Below are 21561 nucleotides of genomic sequence, written 5' to 3'. Positions count from 1 at the left end.
CAGCGCTTCACGGTACAGCATACTGCGCGCACCGGTCAAGCGGCTGCTCCCCTATGGCGGCTGAGGTCACCCGGATACCATCCATACAACAGGGACACACAAGGATCATCATGAGCGAACAAGCGAAGAACACCTTTTTCAGCGGTCTGCAACAGAATCTCGATCAACTGCGCCAGCAGGGCTTGTACAAGTCCGAGCGCGTGATCGCCTCGCGCCAGGGCGCTGAAGTGGTGTGCGACGATGGCCGTACCCTGATCAATATGTGTGCGAATAACTACCTGGGCCTGTCCGGCGACCTGCAGACGCAGGAAGCGTCGATCGCTGCCACGCAAAAATACGGCTACGGCCTGTCGTCCGTGCGCTTCATCTGCGGCACGCAAACCGTGCACAAGGAATTGGAGCAGGCCATCTCCAGTTTCCTGGGCACCGAGGACACGATTCTGTACGCGGCTGCCTTCGACGCCAACGGCGGCGTGTTCGAGCCCCTGTTCGATGAAAACGACGCCATCATCTCGGACGCGCTGAACCACGCTTCCATCATCGACGGCATCCGCCTGTGCAAGGCTGGCCGCTACCGCTATGCGCACAACGACATGGCCGACCTGGAAGTGCAGCTGAAAGCGGCCGTTGCAGCCGGCAAGCGCCATAAAGTCATCGTCACGGACGGCGTATTCTCGATGGATGGCACGATTGCGCAACTCGACAAGATCTGCGACCTGGCCGACCAATACGGCGCGCTGGTGATGATCGACGAATGCCACGCATCCGGCTTCATGGGCGCAACGGGCCGCGGCACGCACGAACACCACAATGTGATGGGCCGCATCGACATCATCACGGGCACCCTGGGCAAGGCCCTGGGCGGCGCCATGGGCGGTTTCACCTCGGCGCGCAAGGAAGTCATCGACACCCTGCGCCAGAAATCGCGCCCTTATCTGTTCTCGAACACCCTGGCGCCATCGATTGCCGGTGCTTCGCTGTCGGTTTTGGCCCGCCTGGCCAAGTCGACGGAACTGCGCGACCGCCTGCATGAAAACACGGCCTTCTTCCGCAGCGAAATCGAACGCATCGGCTTTACCATCAAGCCTGGCACGCACCCTGTTGTCCCGGTGATGCTGTTCGACGCCCCCGTGGCGCAACAATTCGCCGCCCGCCTGTATGAACTGGGCGTGCTGGTGACGGGCTTTTTCTACCCGGTCGTGCCGATGGGCCAGGCCCGCGTGCGCGTGCAGCTGTCGGCCGCGCATACGCGCGAACAACTGGTGCAGGTGCTGGCCGCCTTCGAGCAGGCCGGCAAGGAACTCGGTCTGCTGACCACTGCCACTACTACTAACTAATAAGAATTCAGGAAAATAGCATGGAACGCATCTTAGTCATTGGCGCAAACGGCCAAATCGGTAGTGAGTTGGTGGGCGCACTGGCGCAGCAGCACGGCGCGGACAACGTCATCGCCAGCGATATTGGCACGAATAATCTGTATCAGGCCAAGCGCTACGCGCAGCTGAACGTGCTGGACAAGGACGGCCTGGCGAAGATTATCGCCGACGAGAACATCACCCAGGTGTACCAGCTGGCGGCCATGCTGTCGGCCACGGGCGAGGCGGCACCCTTGAAGGCGTGGAGCCTGAACATGGATGGCTTGCTGAATATCCTGGAACTGGCGCGCGAGCGGGGCCTAGCGGGCAAACCTTTGCGCATCTTCTGGCCATCGTCGATCGCCGCCTTCGGCCCGAACACGCCGCAAGTAAACACCCCGCAAATGACGGTGATGGACCCGACCTCGATGTACGGCATCAGCAAGCTGGCCGGCGAGCGCCTGTGCGAGTATTACTTCAACAAGTATGGCGTGGACGTGCGCAGCATCCGCTACCCGGGCATCATCAGCTACAAATCGCCTCCGGGCGGCGGCACCACCGATTACGCCATCGCCATCTTCCATGCGGCCTTGCGCGGCGAGCGCTATGATTGCTTCCTCGATGCGAACACCACCTTGCCGATGATTTACATGCCCGACGCGATTCGCGCCACCATCGAACTGATGGACGCGCCCGTGGCGCAGATCAAGATCCGTTCGTCCTACAATGTGGCCGGCGTGTCGTTCAACCCGGAGCAACTGGCCAAAGCCATCGTGCACATGGTGCCGGACTTCAAGATCAGCTACAAGCCGGACAGCCGCCAGGCCATCGCCGACAGCTGGCCGCAAAGCCTGGACGACAGCAAGGCCAGCGCGGACTGGGGCTGGAAGGCGCAGATCGGCGTCGAGCAGATGGTCACGGACATGCTGGCCAATGTCGACGCGGGGCCGGCGGCCAAGGCAGCCTGAGTCCCACACCAGCATTCCTAAAAACATACTAATATAAAGAGACACTACATGGATATGAGCGTATTTGACCTGTTCAAGATCGGCATCGGGCCGTCGAGTTCCCATACGGTGGGGCCAATGGCAGCGGCGCGGCGTTTTCTGGTCGAATACGGTCCGCTGGACCAGGTAGTGGGCGTCGAGGCGGCCCTGTATGGCTCGCTGGCGCTGACGGGCGTGGGCCATGCCACGGACAAGGCCGTCATTCTGGGCCTGATGGGCGAAACCCCGCAGCACGTGGCGCCCGATGCCGTCGACAGCAAGCTGGCCGCCATCGAGGCGGCCGGTGAAATCGCGTTGCTGGGCACGCACGTGGTGCCGTTTACGGCCGCCACGGGCTTGCTCTGGCACAAAAGCGAATCCCTGCCCGAACACCCTAACGGCATGCGCTTTACCCTGAAACTGGCGGACGGCAGCCGCGTCGACAAGGTGTATTACTCGATAGGCGGCGGTTTTATCCGTGAAGCCGGAGAAGCTCAAACCTCGGCGCAGTCGGAGGCTGCCGTGGAATCGGGCGCCAGCGCGCGTGTCGTCTTCCCCTTCGACACCATGGAGCAGTTGCTGGCGCACGGCGTGGAAAGCGGTTTGTCGATCCCGGAAATGCTGCGTGCGAACGAGTGCGTCAAGCGCAGCGACGCTGAATTGAACGAAGGCCTGGACCGCATCTGGCAGGTCATGCGCGACTGCATTGCGCATGGCCTGGAAACGACGGGCAACCTGCCAGGCGGCTTGAACGTCAAGCGCCGCGCCGCCAAATTATGGCGTCTGGCGCAGGAGGCGAAGGCGTCGGACAACCGCGCCAACGACTTGCCGCACGACGCCGTGCACCTGGTCAGCCTGTACGCGATGGCCGTCAACGAAGAAAACGCGGCCGGCGGGCGCGTGGTGACGGCGCCGACCAACGGCGCCGCCGGCATCATCCCGGCCGTGTTGCGCTACTACGCGCAGGATTGCCGCCCCAGCGACCCCGTGGGCGGCGTGCGTCGCTTCATGTTGACTGCAGCCGCCATCGGCATGTTGTGCAAGCGCAATGCCTCGATCTCGGGCGCCGAAGTGGGTTGCCAGGGCGAAGTGGGCGTGGCGTGCGCCATGGCGGCGGCCGGCCTGGTGGCCGCCCTGGGCGGCACGAATGAACAGATCGAGAACGCGGCCGAAATCGGCATCGAGCACCACCTGGGCATGACGTGCGACCCCATCGGCGGCCTGGTGCAGATCCCCTGCATCGAGCGCAATGGCATGGGCGCCGTGAAAGCCATTACGGCCGCCTCGCTGGCGCTGAAAGGCGACGGCACGCATTTCGTCAGCCTCGATGAAGTCATCGAAACCATGCGCCAGACGGGCGCGGACATGCAGGACAAGTACAAGGAAACGTCGCTGGGCGGGTTGGCGGTCCACGTGATCACGGTGAACCACGCCGCTTGCTGATGCGCCGGTGGTGTTGTCGGATTACGCGCGCAGCGCTAATCCGACCTACGCTATGCAACGGTCGGCGTAGGTCGGCGTAGGTCGGATTAGCCCGCAGGGCGTAAGCCGACATCACCAAAGCAGCAAGCCAACACCTCACTCCTCCTCAAACAGCTGTTCCAGCCTTCGAGGATAATTATTCAGGAAATCGCGCGTCACGGCGTAGTGTTCCGTGTCTTCATACGCCACTTCGTGGATGCCACCGCCCGTAAACATCAGGATTTTCGCGTTCGGGTAGGCCAGCAGGATGGGCGAGTGGGTGGCGATGATCAGCTGCGAGTCGTCCTGCACCAGCTGGTGGATCACCGACAGGGCCGCCAGCTGGCGGCTGGGCGACAGCGCCGCCTCGGGTTCGTCCAGCAGATACAAGCCTTTGCCGCGCAGCTTGTTGATCAGGGTCGCCATGAACGCTTCGCCGTGCGATTGCGCGTGCAGCGACTTGCCGCCATAGCTGCCCAGGTATTCGGGCATGTCGTCCATGTAGGTGGCGACATTGAAAAAGCTCTCGGCCCGCAAAAAATAGCTGTCATCGGGTTTCTTGTAGCTCTTGCTCAGGCGCAAATGCGCATGCAAGCCCGATTCCTCGTCCGACGGCAGGGCAATGCGCACATTGCGCGTGCCGCCATCCTTACCGAAACCCAGTCCTACGGCCAGCGCTTCGAGCATGGTCGACTTGCCGCTGCCATTCTCGCCCACGAAAAACGTCACGTCGCGGTGGAAGTCCATGTGCACGAAGTCGCGGATGGCGGGGATGGTGAACGGATAGTGATCCAGGTCGACGACGGCGTCAGCGCGCAGCGTGGCGCTTTGCAGATACGGTTTTTTACTCAGCGACATGGCCTGTTCCATGAATGGCCGCAATTCGGCCGACAAGTACCAGTGTGGCGCAAATCAGGCGCGCACGCCAGTCTGCGGACGCACCTTGACGAGGGGCGTTGATCTCACCATAAAAAAATGCCAAAGTGCAATGGTTTCAGCTCTGCCAGGCGCTGCTGTTTGACAACAGGCGCGGGGGCCGGGCCCGCTGCGTACGCATGTGATTCGCCTTGGGGAGCGGCTGGCACTATAATATCCGCTGCCATTCATGATCAACCGCTCTCAGCTCAACTGGACTCTTCAAATCTATGCATTACGTGTCTACCCGCGCTGATACAGCGCCATTGCAGTCGCAACAGTCATCTTTGCAGCAATTCTCCGACATCCTTCTGGGCGGCCTGGCCCCCGATGGCGGACTGTATCTCCCAGAACATTACCCGCAAGTCACTGGTGCCGAGCTCAACGCCTGGCGCACATTGTCGTATGCCGACCTGGCATTCGAAATCCTGAAGAAGTTCGCCACCGATATCCCGGCCGCGGACCTGAAGGCATTGACGGCGAAAACCTATACCAAGGCAGTCTACAAGAACGCCCGCGCCGGCGAAAACGCGGCCGACATCACGCCGCTGCGCGTGCTCGAAGAAAACCTCGTCAAGGGCGGATCGACCACCCTGATGCTGCAGGCGCTGTCGAACGGCCCGACCCTGGCCTTCAAGGACATGGCCATGCAGCTGCTGGGCAACCTGTTCGAATATACGCTGGCCAAGACGGGCGCCGAACTCAATATCTTCGGCGCTACCTCGGGCGACACGGGCAGTGCGGCCGAATACGCGATGCGCGGCAAGAAGGGCATCCGCGTCTTCATGCTCTCGCCACACAAGAAAATGAGCGCCTTCCAGACGGCGCAGATGTTCAGCCTGCAAGACCCGAACATTGTTAACATCGCCGTCGAAGGCGTGTTCGACGACTGCCAGGACATGGTGAAAGCCGTGTCGAACGACTTGCCGTTCAAGGCGAAACAGAAGATCGGCACCGTCAACTCCATCAACTGGGCGCGCGTCGTGGCGCAAGTCGTGTATTACTTCCGCGGCTACCTGGCAGCCACCACCAGCAACGAGCAAAAAGTGTCGTTCACGGTGCCGTCGGGCAACTTTGGCAATATCTGCGCCGGCCATATCGCCCGCATGATGGGCTTGCCCATCTCGACACTGGTGGCGGCGACGAATGAAAATGACGTGCTCGACGAATTCTTCCGCACGGGCGTGTACCGCGTGCGCAAGTCGGCCGAGACCTACCATACGAGCAGCCCGTCGATGGATATCTCGAAAGCGTCGAATTTCGAGCGCTTCGTCTACGACCTGGTGGGCCGCGACAGCGACCGTGTGCGTGCGCTATTTACCAAAGTGGAAACGCATGGCGGCTTCGACTTGTCCGGCAAGCCGGGCAGCGACGGCGACGAGTTCAAACTGGTGGCCAAGTATGGCTTCAAGTCGGGCAAATCCACGCACCAGGACCGCCTCGACACCATCCGCGACGTGGCCGATGATTACGGCATCACCATCGACACGCACACGGCCGACGGCATCAAGGTGGCGCGCGAACACCTGGAGCCGAATGTGCCGATGATCGTGCTGGAAACGGCGCTGGCAGCCAAGTTCAACGAAACCATCCTGGATGCGCTGGGCGTGGACGCCGAGCGCCCGGCCGGTTTCGAAAACATCGAAGACTTGCCGCAAAAGTTCGTCGTGATGGATGCCGACGTGGAAAAGATGAAGGCGTATATCGCCGCCAATACGGGCTTGTGATGAGCGGGCCTGTAATGAGCGATCCGGCGGCACCACGCAAACCCATGCTGTCGGTGGCCGAGGCGCAAGCCTTCATGCTGGGCGCGGCGCGCCCCGTGACCGAGGTGGAGCACATTGAGACCATGCGTGCCAACGGCCGCGTGCTGGCGGCCGCGCAAACGTCGACCCTGAACGTGCCAGAGCGCGACAACACGCAGATGGATGGCTACGCCGTGTGCGCGCGCGATTGCGCCAGCGGCGCGGCCAGCTTGCCCGTGTCGCAGCGTATCGCGGCCGGCCACGTGGGCCAGCCCCTGCAACCGGGGACGGCGGCGCGCATCTTTACCGGCGCCTTGATCCCCGACGGCGCCGATTGCGTGGTGATGCAGGAGCAGTGCACGGCGACGGACGGCGTGGTGACGGTGAATCACGTGCCGCATGCGGGCGAGTGGGTGCGCCGCCAGGGCGAGGATATCCGCGCCGGCGGCGAGATCCTGGGCGCGGGCCGGCGCCTGCGCAGCCAGGAAATGGGCCTGGCCGCCTCGGTGGGCCTGGCGCAAGTGCCCGTGCTGCGCAAGCTGCGCGTGGCCGTGTTTTTCACGGGTGACGAGCTGGCCATGCCCGGTGAACCTCTGGCGCCGGGCGCCGTCTACAACTCGAACCGTTTTACCCTGCGCGGTCTGTTGGAAAACCTCGGCTGCGACATCACGGACCTGGGCATCGTGCCCGACAGCCTGGAAGCGACAAAAGCCGTGCTGCGCCAGGCGGCCCAGGGCAATGATTTGATCATCACCTCGGGCGGCGTGTCCGTGGGCGAGGAAGACCATATCAAGCCGGCCGTGGAAGCGGAAGGGCGGCTGAACATGTGGCAGATCGCCGTCAAGCCGGGCAAACCGCTGGCGTTTGGCGAAGTGCAGGATGCGTTTTTTGTCGGCTTGCCCGGCAATCCCGTGTCGAGCTTTGTCACGTTCTTGCTGTTCGTGCGCCCGTTCATCCTGCGACTGCAAGGCGTGGCGGGAAATCTGGCGCCGCGCAGCTACAAGCTGCCAGCCGCGTTTGAGCGCCTGAAGGCGGACAAGCGCAACGAGTTTTTGCGCGCCAAGGTCAATGACGACGGTGAGCTGGAACTATTCGCCAATCAGAGCTCGGGCGTGCTGACGTCCACCGTGTGGGGCGATGGCTTGATCGACTGTCCGCCTGGGCTGTCGATTGCGCGCGGCGACATGTTGCGCTTTATCCCGTTTAACGAATTGCTGTACTAAGGAAGTATCGATGAAGATCAATCTGCGTTTTTTTGCCAGCGTGCGCGAGCTGGTGGGCACGGCTCAGGAAGTACTGGAAGTGGCCGAGCCGCTGACGGTGGGCGAGCTGAGAAATCGCCTGATCGCCCGCGGCGGCAACTGGGAATATGCGCTGGCGCAGGGTCGTGCGCTGCGCATGGCGCATAATCAGGTGATGTGCGATGCCGGCACCGTGATTGCGGACGGCGATGAAGTGGCATTCTTCCCGCCCGTGACAGGCGGCTGAGAATGCCCACTTAAGGAAATGGCCGCTGAAGCGGCCGTTTTTTTATGACGATTTGGTTTTTGCTTTGTCCCCGCTGCACGTGGCGCAGGCAATGGCTTTCTTGTGGCGCCAGTATTTCGAGCCGATGAAGATGGCCGACGCCACCAGCGACCATGCCAGGGCACTGAGGATATCGGCCTGGCTGGTCGTGCCCTTGCTGTACTCGACCACTGAAAGAATGATGAATAAAATCGAACTGGCCAGCAAATAGCGGGAAATCCAGAATCCTGCGCCCATGTGTTGCTCCTCTCGTGTCGCGTCGTCAAGTGGTATGAAACTGCTCATCGTTGCAGTATGCCTGGCGCAGTATGCCTCATTTTTGGGCGGGATCGCCATCGGCGGGCCATATCCGGGCCAATCTCGACTAAAATGCCGGGGTTTTCACCGTCTTCCCAGCTTGCCATGACCCATTCCAGCTCCCCTCCGTTTCACATCGCCGTCATCGGCGGCGGTCCCGCCGGCCTGATGGCCGCCCAGGCGGCCGCCGACCAGGGGGCACAGGTGGAATTGTTCGACGCCATGCCCTCCGTCGGCCGCAAATTTCTGCTGGCCGGGCGCGGCGGCATGAACATCACGCACGCGGAAGGCTACCAGGCCTTTGTCTCGCGCTACGCCAGGCAGGCCAACTGCCTGAAACCGGCGCTGGACCAGTTCGGCCCGCAAAAGGTGCGCGACTGGGTGCACGGCCTGGGCGTGGAGACCTTCGTCGGCTCTTCGAACCGCGTCTTTCCCACCGATATGAAGGCCGCGCCTTTGCTGCGCGCCTGGCTGCACCGCTTGCGCGAAGCGGGCGTGCAATTTCACACGCGCCACCGTTGGACGGGCTGGCAAGATGGCCAGCTGGCCTTTGCCACGCCGGACGGCGAACGCCTGCGCTCCTTCGACGCCGTGATCCTGGCGCTGGGCGGCGGCAGCTGGGCGCGCCTTGGTTCCGACGGCGCCTGGGTGCCGTTGCTGCAAGGGCAGGGCGTGGCTGTGGCGCCTTTGGCGCCGGCCAATTGCGGCTTCGACGTGGACTGGAGCGCGTATTTCAGCAGCCGTTACGCGGGCGAACACCTGGCCACGCTGGCCATCACGGCGCATGACATCGATGGCTTGACGGTCAAGCGCCAGGGCCAGTGCGTCATCACGGCGGGCGGCCTCGAAGGCGGCCTGATTTATGCGCTGTCGGCCGCACTGCGCGAGCAGATCGCGCGTGACGGCCACACCACCATCTGGCTCGACCTGGCGCCTGACCACAGTCATGAGCGCGTGTTCGAGGAAGTCACGCGCCCGCGCGGTTCCCGCTCGATGTCCAGCCATTTGCAAAGCCGGCTGGGCATCAAGGGCGTGAAATCGGGCTTGCTGCGCGAATGCCTGAACGCGGCCGACTTTACCGACGAAGCCAGGCTGGCGGACGCCATCAAGCTGCTGCCCGTTACCTTGCAGCGTGCGCGCCCCATCGATGAAGCCATCAGCAGCGCCGGCGGCGTGGCTTTCGACGGCGTCGACGGCTGCATGCTGCGGGCCATGCCGGGCGTGTTCGTGGCCGGCGAAATGCTGGACTGGGAAGCGCCCACGGGCGGCTACCTGCTGACGGCCTGCCTGGCGCAAGGCAAGGCGGCCGGCGAGCAGGCGGTCAGTTGGCTGGAAGATAAAGCGAATGCTGAAAGTTAATGCCAGATAATATCGCCTGAACCGCTCTTTTGTGCATCGCGCTGGCGCGGGTTGCCGTGGACGTGGATGTCGCCGCTGCCGCGCAAGGTCAGGTTGGCGGCGTCGCGTACGAAGGCGGTGCTCGTGCCCGAGCCTTGCAGGCTGACGCTGGCCTTGTCGGCCGCCAGGTGTTCGGCATCGATATCGCCTGAGCCGCTCAGGTCAGCACGCAGGAATTTCGTGTTGCCGCTGGCGGCGATGCGCCCCGAACCCACCATTTCCAGGACCACGCTGTCGCTGTTGCCGCCGTTGATGTCGAGGTCGCCGCTGCCGTTGACGGTGGCCGACACCTGCTTGTAGCGTCCCGTGAAGCTGACGTCGCCCGAACCCGTCAATTCCAGGATGAAGCTGTCGCCGGAAAATCCCGTGATCTTGCTGTCGCCATTGCCGTGTAATTCCACGCGTACCAGCGATGGCAGCACCAGTTCCACCTGCAGCGGCTGGCGATGGTGGAAGAGCATGCCTTTCGGGCCGATATGCAGGGTCGTGCCATCGGCGGTGGTCGCGACGTTCGACAGCAAACGCTGCTCGCCGCTCACCTTCATCGATGGCGTGGCGCCGCGGCGCAGCACCAGGTCGATGGGGCCGGCCAGGTCGATGCTGTTGATATCGGCGGAAATCGGGCGCGTTTCGCTGCGCACGGCGCGGCCGGCAGCGCTGCTGGGATTGCTGATTCCCTTGGCGCGCAGCGCCGCATACGACATGGCGATCAGGACCAGTGCCAGCAAGAGCATGGACAGGCCAACTTTGAGCAAGCGTTTCATGGCAGCCTTTCTAGTGACCTTTGAGCAGGGAGACATTCATGGCGATGTAGCGCTTGATGCCGATCAAGGTATAGCGCGTGACCACCAGACTGAGCAGAAATATGGCGATGCCACCGAGCAGCATGCCCACGCCGAAGACGGTTTGCGTGGTGCGCGCATCGCGGTCCATGTCGGTGGAAATGCGGATGCCGCCACCGGCCAGCGCTTCGGCCCGCTCCATCATGCGCGATGAAGTGCCTGGCGCCCCGGGGTCGGCCGCTTCACGCTGCGAGGGGTCGGGCAGATGATCGACTTCGATGCCCGTGTCGCCGATGGTAATGCGCGTCTCGCGCCGCTCGCCGTCTTCGCCGTCGTTATCGTCATGGATGAAGACATGGCGCAGTGGACCATCGAGCACCAGTTCGTTGGCGCCGGACAAGCCGCTGGCCGTGATGGCGATGCCGGCCAGGTAAAAGCTCAGGCCGACGGCATACAGGGTGGCCAGCAGGGCCGCGTAGACGGCGGCAGGCACGACCATGAAGAGGTTGAAGATGGCCAGTCCCAGCAGCGAGACGAGCAGGCGCAGCAGGTTGACCGGGGTTTTCTTCTGTTCGAAAGCCTGGCGGTGGGTGCTGCTGCGCAAGGTCAGGGCGATTTTTTTAGGCTCGCCCAGGTCGTCGGCGATCTCGTGCTCGCTGCGGCCCGCCGCCGCCCCTTCGATAAAGGTTTGTTCGTAATAGTCCAGCGTCTTGGCCACCATATCCGGTGGCAAGCCTGCCAGTGCGCGCCGCAGCGCGTCGAGATAATCTTGTTTGTTCATCATATTCTTCCTGTCCGCCGCTTCAGCCCATGGCCGGCAGCAACATGCTTGCTTGGCTCAGCAGCAATGGCGCATGTGGCGCTTGCTGTACCTGCATGACGATCAGGGTGGCGAGCGCCACACAAGCGAGCAGCGCCACGGCTTTCAAGCTGTTTTTCAAGTGCAAGGTGGTGTGCATGGTATTCCCCGTGGCATGGCCGTTGTCGATGATCAGACTGTACCCAAACGCAGGCAGGCGCACCAGCGCGGTGCGACAGAATGCAATTTTGCGGGGGCGAGCGACGCCAGGGCAGGATGCACCGTCTAGTCTACTTGGCCATCTTGCCCGTGGTGACGACCCTGGCCGCCGCCACGCCGCTGCGCACGGCCGCCTCGATGGTGGCCGGATAATCCTGCGTCCGGTCCGCATTGGCCGTATAGTCGCCCGCCAGCAGCAAGCCTGGCACGCCGCTGGCGTTGCCGGGGCGCGCCAGGTCCGGCGTGCAGGCAAAGGTGGCGCGCTTTTCCGTGATCAGCTGGGTCCAGACGGGCTGCGCCAGGTCCGGACGCTGCAGCACCTGCGCCAACTGGGCGGCGATGGCTTGCGCCAGCGGTGCGTGGCCTTGCTCGGCGGCAGGGCCGGACGCGCTGATGACGACGGCCAGCAAGCCCGCCTGGTTGCTGTCGAGCTGGCCCCGGTCGAAGACGAACTGGCCCCAGTGCTGCCGTTGTGGCGCATCGACGAGGGCGTACAGGGGCAAGTCCAGGCGCACCGGGGCAGCGTATTGCAGGTAGCAGGTGCTGATGGCTTCCGACGTGAAAGCTTGCATTTTGGCAATAGCGTCATCGAGGCGTGCGTCGTGCACACCTTGCAACAGGCTGGCCGCCTGCACGGACGAGGTGGCGACGATCACGCCATCATAGTGCTCGCCGTCATCGACGCCGTCATCAAGCCGCCAACGGCCATCGGGCAAGGCTTGCAAGGCGGCAACTTTGGCGCCCGTGCGCACTGTGCCGCCATGCTGGGCCAGGTAGCGGGCGGCCGCCTCGGGAAACAGGGCACTCAGGTTCGCTTTCGGGATCAGCATGTCGGAGGCGCGCCGGCGGCTTGCCCCCAGGCTGTCGCGCAGCACGTTGAGGAGGACGCGCGCCGAGGCACGTTCGGGCGGGGTATTTAGCGCAGCCAGGCACAGCGGATACCACATCAACCGGTTCAAGCGGTCCGTCTGGTCGAAGCGCTGCAGCAATTCGCTGACCGTGCAATCGTTGTACAACTGCCAGCCCATCGTCCGCATGGCGGTGGAAAAGCGCATCAGGGCCAGCTTGTCGGCGCCCTGCAAACCTTTGGCGCGCAGCAGGGCCCATGCCAGGTGCAGCGGCGCGGGCAGGCGCGGCGCGATGAAATCCATGCCGCCAGAACCGGCCGGATAGCGCATCTGCAGGGGCAGGGTGAGGATCAGCTCGCTGGGGTCTTGTCCTGCCAGTTTGATCAGGCGCAAGGTTTCCGTGTAGGCGCCCAGCAAGATGTGCTGGCCATTGTCGAGCACGGTGCTTTCGCGTTCGACCCGGCGCGCCCGTCCGCCCAGGATGCGCGCCGCCTCGAACACGGTGACGGCATGACCGGCGCGCGCCAGTTCCATGGCGGCCGCGCAACCGGCCCAGCCGGCGCCGATGACGGCGTAGTGTTGCTTCACGCTACTCTCAGCCACGAACCCAGGTCTTCCAGGCCAGCCACAGTTTGCGGATCGGCGTGAGCGAGATGCGCTGTTTCAACACGTGATAACCGTCGCGCTCGACTTCATTGAGCAGCGTGCGGTAGATGGCCGCCATGATCAGGCCAGGGCGCTGGGCGCGGCGGTCTTCGGCAGGCAGGAGGGCGAACGCTTCGTCGTACGCCTTTTGCGCGCGCGCCACCTGGAAACGCATGAGGCTTTCAAAGTTTTCGCTGTGGCGCGCATTCAGCAGGTCGGCCGCCGTCACATTGAATTGCTGCAACTCGCTGATCGGCAGGTAGATGCGCCCCTTGCGCGCATCTTCGCCCACGTCGCGGATGATGTTGGTCAGTTGGAAGGCGTGGCCCAGCTTTTCCGCGTACAGCAGCGTTTCCGGGCGGGTCGTACCAAAGATGCTGGCCGACAAGATACCCACCACGCTGGCCACATGCCAGCAATAGCGGCTCATGGCCTGGTAATCGAGGTAGCGGGTCTGGTTCAAGTCCATTTCCATGCCGTCGATGATGGCCTGCAAATGCTTTTCTTCCAGCTTATAGATGTCCAGGTGCGGCTGCAGTGCGCGCATCACGGGATGCGTGGGATTGCCCTCGTACATGGCCTTGACTTCCTTGCGCCACCAGACCAGCTTGGTGCGTGCCACGGCTTCGTCCGTGCAATCGTCGACCGTGTCATCGACTTCGCGGCAGAAGGCGTACAGGGCCGTGATGGCCTTGCGGCGTTCGGCAGGCAGGAACAGGAAGCTGTAGTAGAAGCTGGAGCCGCTCTGGGCGGCCTTTTGTTGGCAGTATTCGTCGGGAGACATAGTCAAAAGAGCAAGGGTTGCAGATCGAAGCCGCTATTCTAGCGTCTTACAGAGTGGGTGACGGGGGAAAAGCCGTTTTTACTTGTGTCTCTTGATGCAGGCTTTTACGCGACATGCGCAGGGCGCGCCAGAAAATGATCAGCCAGTCGCGCTTTTCCAGTTTCGGGCGGCGCCGGAACACGTCGTAATTGACGGCTTCGATGGCTTCGAGGATGCGCAAGCCCCCTTGCACCACGAGACGCAGTTCCCAGCCGATGCGCCCGCGCAAACGCAGGGCCAGCGGCGCGCCCGACAGCATCAGGGCGCGCGTGCGGGCCACTTCAAAGCGCATCATGGCGCTCCACTTGCCGTGCGCTTCGGGCCGCTCGAAGGCGGCGGCGGAGACGGCAAAGCGGCTCAAGTCGTCCATCGGCAGGTAGATGCGCTCTTTTTGCTGGTCGATGGCGACGTCTTGCAGGAAATTAATTAGTTGCAAAGCTGAACATATCGCATCGGAATCGCGTACATTCTGTTCATCGGCCGCACCGTACAGGTGCAGCATCAGCAGTCCCACGGGGTTGGCGGAGCGGGCACAGTAATCGAGCAGGTCGTCGTAACTGGCGTAGCGCGTCGTTTGCACATCCTGCTTGAAGGCGGACAATAAATCGTGGAATGGCTTCAGCGGCAGCTGGTGCTTGGCGATGACGGCGGCCAGGCGTTCGAACATGGTGGCGTTCTCACCGGCATGGCCTTCGTGGCGGGCGATCCGGCCCAGCGCCTCTTCATAGGCGTGCAAGGCAGCCAGGCGTGCGGCCGGCGTGGCGTCGCCTTCGTCGGCCAGGTCGTCGGCGCTGCGGGCGAAGGCATAGATGGCTTCGACGGCGGGCACCAGGCGGCGCGGCAGCAGGAATGATGCAACAGGAAAATTTTCGTAATGGTCTACAGGCATGAACACGCTTCTCTAGTCTTGCGTTTGTGCGGCCCCCCCCCCCAAACGCTGGAATGTGGCCGGACGTTGTATGTCTCAAGATTAATGACGCAAAAGTCACTAAAAGCTTTTACGCACGATTATAATTAATAACCAGAAAGTCATTAGGGAAAATCACTCCCTGTCATGACCAAGCTGATATTGTCACAAATTTAAGGATATCGCGTGCGAAAAAGTTTGGCTAGCATCACTTAGCAAGCGAAAAGTTTCCTCACGCAAAAATCTAACAGCCCGCATAGTAAAGGAAAATACCTTGTTTGCCCTGAAAACCCTGCGCCGTGAGACTGGCGCACCTGCACTGCCCGCCCTGCGGCTGATCGCCGCCGCCCTGGCGCTGAGTTTGGCGGCCTGTTCCAAACCTGCCGTCAAAGTGGAAGACGTGCGGCCCGTGCGCGCGATGGTGTTGTCTAGCAGCAATGTTGAGGTGAGTGCCGAACTGGCGGGCGAAGTCGTGCCCCGCGTGGTGTCGCAGCTGGGTTTCCGCGTGGGCGGCAAGATCGTCGCGCGCAAGGTCGACGTCGGCGCCAGCGTAAAAAAAGGGCAAGTGCTGATGCAGCTCGATCCGGCCGACTTGCAGCTGTCGCAGGCGCAGGCCAAGGCCTCGCTGGTCAGCGCGGAAACGAACCGCGACCTGGCGCGCGCCGAACTGAAGCGCTACCAGGATTTGCGCGAGAAAAATTTCGTCAGCCAGGCTGTGCTCGATGGCAAGGATGCCACATACAAGGCGGCGCAGGCGAATGTGGAAGCGGCCCAGGCCCTGTACCGGGGTCAGGCGAACCAGTCCGCTTATGCCAGTTTGCTGGCCGACGTCGATGGCGTCGTCACGCGCATCGAGGCCGAAGTGGGGCAGGTGGTGGCGCCTGGCACGCCCGTGGTGCAAGTGGCCAGGAGCGGCGAAAAGGAAGTCGTGATCGGTATTTCCGAAGACAAGGTGGACACCTTGCGCGGCGTCAAGGATGTGGTGGTGCGCCTGTGGGCCGACCCGAAGCAGGGCTTGCCGGGCAAGATACGTGAAGTGTCGCCCGTGGCCGATGCCGCCACGCGCACCTACCTGGCCAAGGTCAGCATCCCGGACGCCCCGCAAGCGCGCCTGGGCATGACGGCCGTGGTGCAGTTTGCCTCGCAGACGGCCACGCCGCAGATCAAGGTGCCGCTGACGGCCCTGTTCAATGAAAAGTCGCAAAGCTCCGTGTGGGTGGTGGAAAACGGCGCCGTGAAGCTGGTGCCGGTGACGGTGGGCGGCGTGGCGGGCAATGAGCTGCTGCTGACCTCGGGCGTGAAAGCGGGGCAGACGGTGGTCACGGCCGGCGTCAACTTGCTCAAGCCTGGCCAGAAAGTGTCCATCCTTGGCGCCGAGCTGGCCAGCAAGCCCGATGTTGCCGCTGCCGCCGTCAGCGCGGGTGCTGCCAAATGAAGGGCGGTTTCAATCTGTCGCGCTGGGCCCTCGAACATATCCCGCTGACGCGCTACCTGATGGCCGTGCTGCTGATCGGCGGCATGCTCAGCTATGCCAGCCTGGGCCAGGATGAAGATCCCCCGTTTACCTTCCGCGCCATGGTGCTGCAAGCGTACTGGCCGGGCGCCACGGCGCTGCAGATGGCCGAGCAGGTGACGGACAAGCTGGAAAAGAAGCTGCAGGAAACACCCTACATCAATGAAATCACCAGTTATTCGAAGCCCGGTGAAACCTTGATCTTGCTGGAACTGCGCGAATCGGCGCCGCCCAAGGAAACGGCGGCCGCCTGGTACCAGGTGCGCAAGAAGATCGGCGACATCAAGGGCACCTTGCCGGCCGGCGTCGTGGGCCCGTTCTTCAATGACGAGTTCGGCGACACCTATGGCTCCATCTTTGCCCTGTCCGGCGACGGTTTTACCTACGCGGAAATGAAGGATTACGCGGACAAGGTGCGCCAGGAGCTGCTGGCCGTGGGGCAAGTATCGAAGGTGGGGCTGTTCGGCGTGCAAGACGAAAAGATCAATATCATCTTTTCGCACAAGAAATTCGCCCAATTGGGCATTCCTTTCGACGCCATCGTGCAGCAATTGTCCGAGCAAAACAGCATCAACGCCACGGGCGTGCTGGTGACGCCCACGGATAACCTGCAAGTACGCGTGACGGGCGCCATGGTGACCGTCAAGGACCTGGAAAACCTGGAGCTGCGCGCCAACGGCACGACCTTCCGCCTGGGCGACTTTTCCACCGTGAAACGCGAATTTATCGATCCGCCCAAGGACAAGATGCGTTTCAATGGCAAGGAAGTGATCGGCTTGGGCGTGTCGATGGAAAAGGGCGGCAACATCATCGACATGGGCAAGGCCTTGCAAGCGACGGTGACGCGCATGAAGAAAGAATTGCCGGTCGGCATAGAGTTGCAGCGCGTGTCGAACCAGCCTGAAGCCGTGTCCGCTTCCGTGGGCGAATTCGTGCACACGTTGGTCGAAGCCATTTTGATCGTACTGGCCGTCAGCTTTGTCGCGCTGGGCTTGCACACGAAACCGCTGCGCATCGACGTGCGGCCGGGCCTGGTGGTGGCGCTGACCATCCCGCTGGTGCTGGCCGTCACCTTCCTGTTCATGCGTCTGCTCGACATCGACTTGCACAAGATCTCGCTGGGCGCCCTGATCATCGCGCTGGGCTTGCTGGTCGATGACGCCATCATTGCCGTCGAGATGATGGTGCGCAAGATGGAAGAGGGCATGTCGCGTTTCGATGCGGCCACGTTCGCCTACACGTCGACGGCCATGCCCATGCTGACGGGCACCCTGATCACGGTGGCGGGTTTCTTGCCCATCGGGCTGGCCAAGTCGACCGCCGGCGAATACACGTTCTCCTTGTTCTCCGTCAATGCGCTGGCCCTGATCATTTCCTGGGTGGTGGCCATCGTCTTTACGCCCTACATCGGCTACGTCTTGCTGAAAGTAAAACCGCACGCGCATAACGACCATGAATTGTTCGATACGCCGAACTTCCGCCGCTTCCGCCGCGCCGTCACCTGGTGCGTGGAATGGCGCAAGACGACGATCGCCGCCACGCTGGCCATCTTTGCGCTGGGCATTTATGGCTTTAACTTTATCGAGAAGCAATTCTTCCCTGATTCCAGCCGTCCGGAACTGATGGTGGAGCTGTGGTCGCCCGAGGGCACGACCTTTGCTGCGAATGAAAAGCAGGTGAAGAAATTCGAGGCGTTCGTCAGCAAGCTCGACGGCGTGGATAGCGTCACCAGCTACGTGGGTACGGGCAGCCCCCGTTTCTACTTGCCGCTGGACCAGATCTTCCCGCAGACCAATGTGTCGCAAGTGGTGATCTTGCCGAAAAGCCTGGCGGACCGCGAGCAATTGCGCCAGAAGATCATCGATGTCTTCAAGAAGGATTTTCCGGAAGTGCGGGGCAGGGTAAAACTGTTGCCGAACGGGCCGCCGGTGCCGTATCCCGTGCAATTCCGTGTCACGGGGGCCGAAGTGGCGGGTGTGCGCGCCATCGCCGACCAGATCAAGGACATCATGCGCGCCAATCCGAGCACCCTGGGCGTCAATGATAACTGGAATGAATCGGTGAAAGTGCTGCGCCTGGACCTGGACCAGGACAAGATGCGCGCGCTGGGCGTCACCTCGAAAACGGTGATGCAGGCGGCCAATACAATTCTGTCGGGCACGGTCATTGGCCAGTTCCGCGAAGACAACAAGCTGATCGATATCCAGGTGCGCCAGCCTTTGGCCGAACGGGCGACGATTTCCGTGCTGAATGACACGAATATTCCCACGGCAACGGGCAAGTCCGTGCCCATCTCGCAACTGGCCCGCGCACATTTCGTGTGGGAACCGGGCGTAGTCTGGCGCGACAAGCGTGAATGGGCCATTACCGTGCAATCGGACGTGGTCGACGGCATCCAGGGCGCCACTGTCTCGACGCAGCTGGCGCCGCAACTGGACGCCTTGCGCGCCAAGATGCCGGCCGGCTACCGCATCACCGTGAAGGGCGTGGCGGCCGACAGCGGCGAGGCGGAAGCGTCGATCGCGACCAACTTGCCGCTGGCCATCTTCATCATCTTCACCTTGCTGATGCTGCAGCTGCACAGTTTCTCGCGCTCCCTGCTGGTGTTCCTGACGGGGCCGCTGGGCGTGGCGGGCGCCGCGTTTGCCTTGCTGCTGCTGCACCGCCCGCTGGGTTTCGTGGCCAACCTGGGCATCATCGCGCTGTTCGGCATGATCATCCGCAACTCGGTGATCCTCGTCGACCAGATCGAGCAAGACATCAACGATGGCTCGGCTCCCTGGGATGCCATCATCGACTCGGCCGTGCGCCGCTGCCGCCCCATCGTGCTGACGGCGGCCGCCGCCGCGCTGGCCATGATTCCCTTGTCGCGCTCCGTATTCTGGGGACCGATGGCAGTCGCCATCATGGGCGGATTGATCCTCGCGACGGCCTTGACCCTGCTGTTCCTGCCCGCCCTGTATGCGGCCTGGTTCCGGGTCAGGAAGCCGGTGGCGCTGGACAAGGATGCTGCTTGACGATCAGTGTTAGCCAGCTGATATAAAAAAGGCGGCATTCCTCTGGGAAATCCAGTAGAATGCCGCCTTTGCTTTGGCGAGGGCTTGCTCCGGGCTTGCTCGACAAGTCCAAGGTAGCCAGATCGTTCCCGAGTTGTTAAAATCAGGGACGGCAGGTGTGTAGCCTGCAGTAAATAGTACAAAATGCGGATGTGGTGGAATTGGTAGACACGCTGGTCTTAGAAGCCAGTGCTTCGGCTTGGGAGTTCGAGTCTCCCCATCCGCACCAATCCGGGTTGTTCCAGCCCGGATGTGCAGCACCATCAAGTTGTTCTCAGCCTCCTTGCAGGCGTCTTCGCTGTTTTTCTTTTGCTTTTTTCGTCGGCCCGGATGTCTGTCTGCGCGCTGTTTTTCGCCGCAGATCGGGTGCCAGGACAGGTCGCGGACGGAGATTTGCCTGAAAAATGGCCAAATTGAGGTATATCAAAGGCTTTTTGCCTGAAATCTTCGCTGTGAGCGCATTTCTTTGTTTCGGACGGAGCGACAGTTCGCATATACTAATGAACGAAGCAGGCTGGAAAGCCTGTCTCTGGCGAAATAAAGAATGCCGGGGCAAGAGTAAAGACAGGGCAACCCAGGCTGTAGCGATTCGTTCGCTGCCGCTGGCATCCTCTGTGGCCGGGCTGCAAAGCCAGCCACTTTCCCGAAGTCCTTTGTTATAATGCCACGCTTTACCGAATGATGGCCGGCCTTGCATTTACTTGAAAGCAAGGCTGGACGCTCGGAGCCCTGTCGCAGTACTGGAAGCGGCGGATTGTTTGGTGCCTGGTGCGGGTTTTCCCTCAGCCGGGTAGACCAGGTCCATCGTCCTGTTTTCCAGTGCTTTTACAGATGAATATGCGAGCGAGTGAAGCTGGACCCATGTCTTGCCGCCAGTAATGGCGCAAGGGGTCGGGTCTTCTTTTCTCGCACCAACAGTGTTTATTTTTTGGACGATTTTTTACATGGCAACTGCAGTCGAAACCTTGGGCAAACTCGAACGTCGTATCACGATCTCCTTCCCGCTGACGGACGTCCGCACGGAAGTTGAGAAGCGCCTGAAAGTGCAAGCCCGTACGGCTAAGGCACCGGGCTTCCGTCCGGGCAAAGTGCCGTTGAAAATGGTCGCAGCACAATACGGCTACCAAATTGAATCGGAAGTGCTGAATGACAAAGTCGGCCGCGCGTTCAACGACGCCGCCAACGAAAACAATCTGCGCGTGGCCGGTTTCCCGAACATCGTGGCGAAAGAAGAAGCAGCCGAAGGCCAGCTGGCTTTCGATGCAACGTTCGAAGTGTATCCGGAAGTGGCCATCGGCGACCTGACGGCCGTTGAAATCGACACCGTGCAAGCCGACGTGTCGGAAGCCGAAATCGACAAGACCATCGACATCCTGCGCAAGCAGCGCGTGCACTTCCACACCAAGGGCGAAGCTGGCGAACACGGCGACGGCGGTGAACCGATCGCTGCCAACGGCGACCGCGTGACGGTCGACTTCGTCGGTTCCATCGACGGCGTTGAATTCCCAGGCGGCAAAGCTGAAGGCTACGCTTTCGTGCTGGGCGAAGGCCGCATGCTGCCAGAATTCGAAGCCGCGACGTTGGGCTTGAAAGTGGGCGAGTCCAAGACTTTCCCATTGTCCTTCCCTGAGGACTACCATGGCAAGGACGTGGCCGGCAAAACCGCTTCGTTCACCATCACCCTGCAAAAGCTGGAATGGGCGCACCTGCCGGAAGTCGATGCTGAATTCGCAAAGTCCTTGGGCGTTGCCGATGGCGACCTGGCCAAAATGCGCGAAGACATCAAAGTCAACCTGCAGCGTGAAGTCGCTGGCCGCGTGAAAGCACGCAACAAGGAAGCCGTCATGGACGCGCTGATCAAAGTTGCCGAGCTGGACGTGCCAAAAACGCTGATCGCTCAGGATTCCGAGCGCCTGGCCGAAATGACCCGCCAAGACATGGCGCAGCGCGGCATGAACGTCAAGGACGTGCCTTTCCCAGCAGAAATGTTCGCAGAAAAAGCCGAGCGTCGCGTACGCCTGGGCTTGATCCTGTCGCAACTGGTGGGCGACAACAACTTGCAGGCAACGCCTGAGCAAGTCAAGGCGCAAATCGAAGATTTCGCCCAAAGCTACGAAGATCCACGCGAAGTGCTGAAGTACTACTACAGCGACCGTCGTCGTCTGGGTGAGATCGAAGCCCTTGTATTGGAAGAAAACGTCGTCACTTACGTGTTGGGCCTGTCGAAAGTCACGGCGAAAGCAGTTGCTTTCGACGAACTGATGGGAAGCAACGCACAAGCGTAA

18 protein-coding genes and 1 tRNA gene are annotated in these 21561 nt (G+C 61.8%); 11 read left to right on the top strand and 8 right to left on the bottom strand.

Going from position 1 to position 21561, the window contains the following annotated elements:
• Positions 1–110 precede the first annotated feature (110 nt).
• From kbl to CSZ94_RS13685, 3 genes are read left to right on the top strand one after another with little or no spacing between them, the layout of a single operon-like run.
• Positions 111–1337 carry a glycine C-acetyltransferase gene (gene kbl, locus CSZ94_RS13695; protein ID WP_102122000.1) on the top strand — a complete coding sequence of 409 codons (1227 nt, stop codon included), beginning with the start codon at positions 111–113 and terminating at the stop codon, positions 1335–1337.
• Between the two features lie 20 nt (positions 1338–1357).
• Positions 1358–2323 carry an NAD-dependent epimerase/dehydratase family protein gene (locus CSZ94_RS13690; protein ID WP_102121999.1) on the top strand — a complete coding sequence of 322 codons (966 nt, stop codon included), beginning with the start codon at positions 1358–1360 and terminating at the stop codon, positions 2321–2323.
• Positions 2324–2371: 48 nt separating this feature from the next.
• Positions 2372–3784 (top strand): L-serine ammonia-lyase, encoded by a 1413-nt coding sequence (locus CSZ94_RS13685; RefSeq protein WP_102121998.1) that lies wholly within the window; start codon positions 2372–2374, stop codon positions 3782–3784.
• Positions 3785–3919: 135 nt separating this feature from the next.
• On the opposite strand, the gene CSZ94_RS13680 is transcribed toward CSZ94_RS13685, so the two are convergent.
• Positions 3920–4660, bottom strand: coding sequence for an AAA family ATPase (locus CSZ94_RS13680; RefSeq protein WP_180977463.1), 741 nt, complete (start codon positions 4658–4660; stop codon positions 3920–3922).
• A gap of 287 nt (positions 4661–4947) precedes the next feature.
• On the opposite strand from CSZ94_RS13680, the gene thrC reads away from it, so the two are divergent.
• Genes thrC through moaD form a run of 3 tightly spaced genes read left to right on the top strand, consistent with a single transcriptional unit; the run spans position 4948 to position 7950 of the window.
• Positions 4948–6444, top strand: a complete 1497-nt coding sequence (thrC, locus tag CSZ94_RS13675) for a threonine synthase (protein WP_102121997.1) — start codon at positions 4948–4950, stop codon at positions 6442–6444.
• Between the two features lie 14 nt (positions 6445–6458).
• Positions 6459–7685, top strand: coding sequence for a molybdopterin molybdotransferase MoeA (locus CSZ94_RS13670; protein WP_102121996.1), 1227 nt, complete (start codon positions 6459–6461; stop codon positions 7683–7685).
• A 10-nt stretch (positions 7686–7695) separates the two neighbouring features.
• A complete protein-coding gene (moaD, locus tag CSZ94_RS13665) occupies positions 7696–7950 on the top strand; it encodes a molybdopterin converting factor subunit 1 (protein ID WP_102121995.1) in 255 nt (84 codons plus the stop codon).
• Positions 7951–7992: 42 nt separating this feature from the next.
• Here the strand turns inward: moaD and CSZ94_RS13660 are convergent, their stop codons facing one another.
• A complete protein-coding gene (locus CSZ94_RS13660) occupies positions 7993–8226 on the bottom strand; it encodes a hypothetical protein (RefSeq protein WP_102121994.1) in 234 nt (77 codons plus the stop codon).
• Positions 8227–8391: 165 nt separating this feature from the next.
• Here CSZ94_RS13660 and CSZ94_RS13655 point away from each other — a divergent pair, with 165 nt between their 5' ends.
• Complete coding sequence (locus tag CSZ94_RS13655; protein WP_102121993.1) at positions 8392–9645, top strand: TIGR03862 family flavoprotein; 1254 nt, start codon at positions 8392–8394, stop codon at positions 9643–9645.
• Here the strand turns inward: CSZ94_RS13655 and CSZ94_RS13650 are convergent.
• From CSZ94_RS13650 to hpnC, 6 genes are all read right to left on the bottom strand, one after another.
• Positions 9642–10448: a head GIN domain-containing protein gene (locus CSZ94_RS13650; RefSeq protein ID WP_102121992.1), complete on the bottom strand. Its 807-nt coding sequence runs from the start codon at positions 10446–10448 to the stop codon at positions 9642–9644. The two genes, CSZ94_RS13655 and CSZ94_RS13650, sit on opposite strands and share 4 nt — an antisense overlap.
• Positions 10449–10458: 10 nt before the next feature.
• Positions 10459–11250 carry a DUF1700 domain-containing protein gene (locus tag CSZ94_RS13645; protein ID WP_258000968.1) on the bottom strand — a complete coding sequence of 264 codons (792 nt, stop codon included), beginning with the start codon at positions 11248–11250 and terminating at the stop codon, positions 10459–10461.
• 19 nt (positions 11251–11269) lie between these two features.
• A complete protein-coding gene (locus tag CSZ94_RS28020; protein WP_180977462.1) occupies positions 11270–11425 on the bottom strand; it encodes a hypothetical protein in 156 nt (51 codons plus the stop codon).
• 130 nt (positions 11426–11555) lie between these two features.
• Positions 11556–12920 carry a hydroxysqualene dehydroxylase HpnE gene (hpnE, locus tag CSZ94_RS13635; protein ID WP_308410562.1) on the bottom strand — a complete coding sequence of 455 codons (1365 nt, stop codon included), beginning with the start codon at positions 12918–12920 and terminating at the stop codon, positions 11556–11558.
• Positions 12921–12927: 7 nt separating this feature from the next.
• Positions 12928–13761, bottom strand: a complete 834-nt coding sequence (gene hpnD, locus CSZ94_RS13630) for a presqualene diphosphate synthase HpnD (RefSeq protein ID WP_102121989.1) — start codon at positions 13759–13761, stop codon at positions 12928–12930.
• A gap of 46 nt (positions 13762–13807) precedes the next feature.
• Entirely contained in the window at positions 13808–14689 is an 882-nt protein-coding gene (hpnC, locus tag CSZ94_RS13625; protein ID WP_102121988.1) for a squalene synthase HpnC, read from the bottom strand.
• 292 nt (positions 14690–14981) lie between these two features.
• On the opposite strand from hpnC, the gene CSZ94_RS13620 reads away from it, so the two are divergent.
• The 4 genes from CSZ94_RS13620 to tig all read left to right on the top strand — a co-directional run bounded on the left by CSZ94_RS13620 (position 14982) and on the right by tig (position 21561).
• Entirely contained in the window at positions 14982–16142 is a 1161-nt protein-coding gene (locus tag CSZ94_RS13620) for an efflux RND transporter periplasmic adaptor subunit (RefSeq protein WP_102121987.1), read from the top strand.
• Positions 16139–19237, top strand: a complete 3099-nt coding sequence (locus CSZ94_RS13615; protein WP_102121986.1) for an efflux RND transporter permease subunit — start codon at positions 16139–16141, stop codon at positions 19235–19237. The genes CSZ94_RS13620 and CSZ94_RS13615 overlap by 4 nt, the downstream gene beginning before the upstream one ends.
• 185 nt (positions 19238–19422) lie before the next feature.
• A tRNA-Leu gene (locus CSZ94_RS13610) sits at positions 19423–19505 on the top strand.
• Positions 19506–20220: 715 nt separating this feature from the next.
• On the top strand, positions 20221–21561 hold the full coding sequence (gene tig, locus CSZ94_RS13605; RefSeq protein WP_102122010.1) for a trigger factor: 1341 nt from the start codon (positions 20221–20223) through the stop codon (positions 21559–21561).

It is taken from the genome of Janthinobacterium sp. ROICE36 (genome assembly GCF_002869965.1).
Lineage (GTDB): Bacteria > Pseudomonadota > Gammaproteobacteria > Burkholderiales > Burkholderiaceae_D > Janthinobacterium.
This window is presented reverse-complemented; position numbering and strand designations above follow the sequence as displayed.